Source organism: Clostridium sp. AF02-29 (assembly GCF_934835585.1).
Classification (GTDB): Bacteria; Bacillota; Clostridia; order Lachnospirales; family Lachnospiraceae; genus Otoolea; species Otoolea fessa.
Map to the genome: position 1 here is coordinate 1 of NZ_CAKVZK010000063.1, position 5,101 is coordinate 5,101.

Here is a 5,101-nt window from a genome sequence, read left to right on the forward strand (position 1 = left end):
TACAAGCTGAAAGCAAGGAGAATTTAAAGGCGCTTCTTGATGGCAGAAATGCAAACGGAATTATATTTACCACAATGTTTAAGTTCGAGCGTGGCGAGAAAGCCCTCTCGGAACGAAGAAATATTGTAGTTATGGCTGATGAAGCTCATCGCGGTCAGTATGGATTCGATGAGAAAATTGTCGTGTCAGAAAATAAAAACGGTGAAAAGGAAGCCCGTACTGTAATTGGTAATGCACGAGTTATTCACGATGCATTGCCAAATGCTACATTCATTGGGTTTACGGGAACACCGATCTCTGCAAAGGATAGAAATACCAGAGAAGTTTTTGGCGATTATATTGATGTCTATGATATGACGCAGGCTGTGGAAGATGGGGCAACAAGACCGGTTTATTATGAGAGTCGTGTTGTGCATCTGAAATTGGATGAAAATACATTAACACTGATTGATTCTACTTACGATATTCTGGAACAGCAGTCTGATGCGCAAACGATTGAGAAAAGTAAGAAAATGCTGGGGCAGATGGAAAGCGTTCTTGGAGCAGATTCGACCATTGCATCTCTTTGTGATGATATTGTAAACCACTATGAAAAATATAGAGCGAATCTATTAACAGGAAAGGCGATGATTGTAGCGTATTCTCGTCCGATTGCAATGAAGATTTATCGACGGATTTTGGAGATGCGTCCAGACTGGACAGAAAAAATTGGTGTAGTTATGACAGGCAGCAACAATGATCCGGAGGAATGGAAGAAAATCATTGGAACAAAAGCGCACAAAGAAGAATTGGCTAGAAAGTTTAAAGACAATAATGATCCAATGAAGATTGCGATTGTCGTTGATATGTGGCTTACAGGTTTTGACGTTCCTTCCCTAGCCACAATGTATATATATAAGCCAATGCATGGATATAATTTGATGCAGGCAATTGCACGTGTGAACCGTGTATTCAAGGACAAAGAAGGTGGATTAATTGTCGATTATGTTGGAATTGCTTCTGCATTGAAAGCTGCAATGAAAGAATATACGAAGCGTGATCAATCCAAATATGGTGATATGAATATTACCAGAATGGCATATCCAAAGTTTCAGGAAAAGCTGCAAGTCTGTAAAGATATACTGCATGGATTTGATTTTAGTGGATTTATTGGCGGCTCACCACTTATGATGGCTCAACTTATTACCGGTGGCGCAAATTTTATTTTGGATGCAAGAGTACCTGAAAGAAAAGATATGTTCTTGAAGGAAGCTATGCTGTTAAAACAGTCACATTCCCTTTGCTCCAGCATGACAACTGAACAAGAAAGACATGAAGCGGCTTATATGGAAGCTGTCCGTTCAACGGTTATTAAGATTACCTACGGAGGAACCGCGGGGAAGAACCTATCGCTTAAAGAAATCAATGACCAGATTAATGAATTGTTGAAAGCGGCAGTACAAAGTGAAGGAGTTATAAACCTTTTTGATAGTAGCAAAACTGGTGGTGAACAGTTTAGCTTGTTTGACCCTGCAGTTTTGGATGAGATATCCAAAATGAAAGAAAAGAATATTGCAGTTGAGATTTTGAAGAAACTGATGGCTGAACAGGTATCTTTATATAAGAGAACTAATGTGGTACAATCGCAGAAATTCTCAGAAAAGATAGCACAATTAATGAATTCTTACTATAATGGCTTAATTACAAATGAAGAAGTTATTAAAGAATTGCTGAAGACTGCACAGGAGATTGCTGAACTTTATAAAAATGGAGAAAAACTGGGACTGTCGCAAGAAGAACTTGCATTCTATGATGCAATTACAAAACCTGAGCATATCAAAGATTTTTACAAGAACGACGAATTGATTGCTCTTACAAAAGAGCTTACCGAAATGCTTCGCAAGAACCGTACTATTGATTGGCAGAAAAAGGAAACTGCTAGAGCACAGATGCGTAAGATGGTTAAGCGACTTCTGAAAAAGTATAAATATCCGCCGGAAGACTACGATTACGCTATCAACACAGTAATTAGCCAGTGCGAACTTTGGACAGATAATGTGGAACCTCGTAAAGAGGAAAAACTCTATCAATTTATGCCAGAAAGAGAACTGTCGAAGGTGGCGGAAGAAAAAGCACCATACAGTGTTGATTAAACACCTTATTTTTTACCAAGGAGGTCCTCCCTATGTCCCACCCCATCCAATCCGAAGCCCATCTCACGACCTTCGAAGCCATCAGCATGATCGTCGGCAACAGCATCGGTACCGGCATCATTGCCGTTCCGTATCTTGCCACGAAGAACAGTATGCTGGATGTCGTGTGGATGGTATTGATTGCATATTGTGTGAACGTGATCCTGCACCTGATCATTGCCGAGTTGTCCTATAACAACGGTGGCGTCCAGCTGGTAAAAAGTTTCGAAGGAGAGCTGTTCCACGGCACAATGAAGCAGATATTCAGCTAGAGTGTATTTATCGTCTATGGGCTGGCAATTATGATCGGTGTGAGCGGTAATATCAACGGCGGAGCACAGATTTTTGTGAACTGGTTCGGAATGCCTTTCGTGGCGGCGCAGATTTTGTACTATGTGATCGCCGGAGTCGTGGTGTTTATCGGCATGAAAGCCGTAGGCATCGCACAGAAGTACGCAGTCATTGTCCTCATGGGAATTGTGGCAGTGATGACGGTAGGAACTTTTCTGCATCCGCTGAATTCTTTGCAACGGGCACAGTTCCACTGGAATAATCTGCTGGCGCTGTACAGCATGGTGGTATTCGCAACTTCCGCCAATCAGGCAGTGATCCAGGTGGTGAAAGGTCTGGATGGCAACGCGAAACAGATTCGCCGCTCCATCTTCATCGGTTTTGGGCTTTCTTCAGTGTTTGTCCTGATCGTGACGGGCACGGTTCTCCTGGGAACCAAGGGAGCACTGGAAAAAGAACTGGCATACATGCAGTTGGGAGAGAGCATCGGTACCTGGGCGATGATCCTGGCAGGCGTATTTTCCCTGTTTGCTTTACTTACCACGTTCTGGAGCAATACTCTCGCCCTCCGCGATGTGGTTCATGAGCAGATCGGCAGCGGCAACCGCATCAGCTGGCTGATCGCCACAGTTCCCTGCATTCTGTTTGCTGTGTTTGGCGTGAACAGCTTTATCGTTCTGACCAGGATCATGAGTGGCGTTGTGGTACTGGTGAGCATCATGCTGGTGCTGACCTATGGAAAGTCCAGGAAAAAAGCCGGTAGCAGTCCTATCTGCGGCGTGATCGGCACGGTGCCTTTTCAGGTGCTGATGGTGATTTCAACAGTACTTTCTGCAATAGGAGCATTGATCCCGTTGAGTTAATCCCCAAAAAGAAAAGAGATTCTTATGTATACTTCCAAAAACTTTCAGATCCGTGACGAAGAGACTTTTTCCCTTTGCATCCCGACGGACAGAGATTATAAAATATTACAGCTGACAGACCTGCACCTTGGTTTCGGCATGTTTTCCGGGAAAAAGGACAGACTGGCGCTGGAAGCGGTGACGGAGCTGGTCCGCCGGACGGGACCGGACCTGATCGTCCTGACCGGTGATTCTGTGTTCCCGTTTTTCCCCAAAAGCGGTACCATGAACAACCGAAAGCAGGCAGAAAAACTGCTGGCATTTCTGGATGGTTTTCAGATTCCCTATACTCTGGTCTTTGGTAACCATGACTGTGAAATGGGCTCCGCCTGTAATAAGGAGCAGCTGGCGGAGATTTTTGCCACGGGAAAATATGCGGTTTTTACCAAAGGAAGATATGAGCACAGCCCTCAGAATCCCATTGCTGGTGTGGGAAATTTTGTAGTAGACCTCACAGATGATCAGGGAAAACTGTTACTTCCGCTGATTCTGCTGGATTCCAACATGTATGGTGACGGCTGGTTTTTCAGCGGTTTCGACCGGATCCATGAGGATCAGACGGACTGGTGCATGGAAAAACTGAACGAGAGAAAAGTGCCTGCCATGGCATTTTTCCACATGCCGCCCGCAGAATTTAAGGAAGCTTATGAGAAAATGAAATTGGGCGATCACAGCGTGATTTATGAACATGGCAGTATCGGAGAAAAGGACGAGTACTTCGGAATATCGAATCAACCGCCACATTTTTTCGAAAAAGCGGTGGATAACGGCTGGCTGAAATGGATATTCTGTGGACACGATCACCTGAATACATTATCCCTGATATATCAGGGCATCCGCATGACCTACGGAATGTCCATTGATTATCTGGGATATTCCGGCATTGCGAAGCAATATATCCAGCGTGGAGCCACGCTGATCACGAGGAAGACAGACGGGAACATAGATATCACTATGGTACCGTTGAAAACGGCTATTTCGACACGAGTAAGGGGAGCCTGATGAAAGGCTCCCCTGATTTGTACGAGAATGATTAGTAATTGATACCGCTGATGCCGAGTACTCCGTTCTGGACATTGAAGGTGATGTTAGGACCGTCACCGGTGCTGTAGAGGGTGAAGCCTGCCATACTGGGGCTTAATTCGGACAGATCAGCATTAGCCATAGAATCTTTCAGCTCAGGGGTGAAGATTTTGTCTGCACCTAAGGCAATCAGATCTTCCCTGGTTTCGATCACACTGCCATCGCCCAGAGCAACATAGACCGGATAATTGACCAGATCAGCGAGAGCATTCAGGTCTTCAGCGACTACGTCATCCTGGATCTTTTTAGCGAAAGCGGCAGCATCCTCTGTGGAAACTGCAAAGTTGTCTTCATATGAAGTACCATTGGCCGCATCAGCAGAAGCTTCTGTAGTTGTCTCAGCACTAGCTTCAGCAGCAGAACTTTCAGCAGTAGAAGCCTCCGCACCGATTTCGGAAGTCACCGTACTTTCCGCCGAAGCTGCTGCTCCATTTCCCTGACTGCCACAGGCAGCAAAAGACAATACCATCACAGTAGTTAAAAGTGTACAGATCATTTTGTTTTTCATAAGTAAAACTCCTCTCTTAAATAAAACCATATCTTACAGGTCTCTGATGGTTAGACTATGCATCTGCTGCAAAAGTTTCAAAAAATATCAAAAAAATATCAAAAACATCCACCCAAAAGAAAAACCTTCTGTTAAAATGTAAAAAT

The 5,101-nt window shown here is 44.2% G+C and carries 5 protein-coding genes; 4 read left to right on the plus strand and 1 reads right to left on the minus strand.

Annotation, left to right across the window (positions count from 1 at the left end):
* The 4 genes from PUQ60_RS11210 to PUQ60_RS11225 all read left to right on the plus strand — a co-directional run.
* Window positions 1–2,132 (plus strand): HsdR family type I site-specific deoxyribonuclease (locus PUQ60_RS11210; protein ID WP_273483010.1); only part of this gene is annotated, 2,132 nt, incomplete at its 5' end.
* Window positions 2,133–2,164: 32 nt separating this feature from the next.
* On the plus strand, window positions 2,165–2,443 hold the full coding sequence (locus tag PUQ60_RS11215; protein WP_273483011.1) for a hypothetical protein: 279 nt from the start codon (window positions 2,165–2,167) through the stop codon (window positions 2,441–2,443).
* A gap of 30 nt (window positions 2,444–2,473) precedes the next feature.
* On the plus strand, window positions 2,474–3,325 hold the full coding sequence (locus PUQ60_RS11220) for a hypothetical protein (RefSeq protein ID WP_273483012.1): 852 nt from the start codon (window positions 2,474–2,476) through the stop codon (window positions 3,323–3,325).
* A gap of 24 nt (window positions 3,326–3,349) precedes the next feature.
* On the plus strand, window positions 3,350–4,366 hold the full coding sequence (locus tag PUQ60_RS11225; protein WP_273483013.1) for a metallophosphoesterase: 1,017 nt from the start codon (window positions 3,350–3,352) through the stop codon (window positions 4,364–4,366).
* 31 nt (window positions 4,367–4,397) lie between these two features.
* On the opposite strand, the gene PUQ60_RS11230 is transcribed toward PUQ60_RS11225, so the two are convergent.
* Window positions 4,398–4,955 carry a hypothetical protein gene (locus PUQ60_RS11230; protein WP_273483014.1) on the minus strand — a complete coding sequence of 186 codons (558 nt, stop codon included), beginning with the start codon at window positions 4,953–4,955 and terminating at the stop codon, window positions 4,398–4,400.
* Window positions 4,956–5,101: the final 146 nt, after the last annotated feature.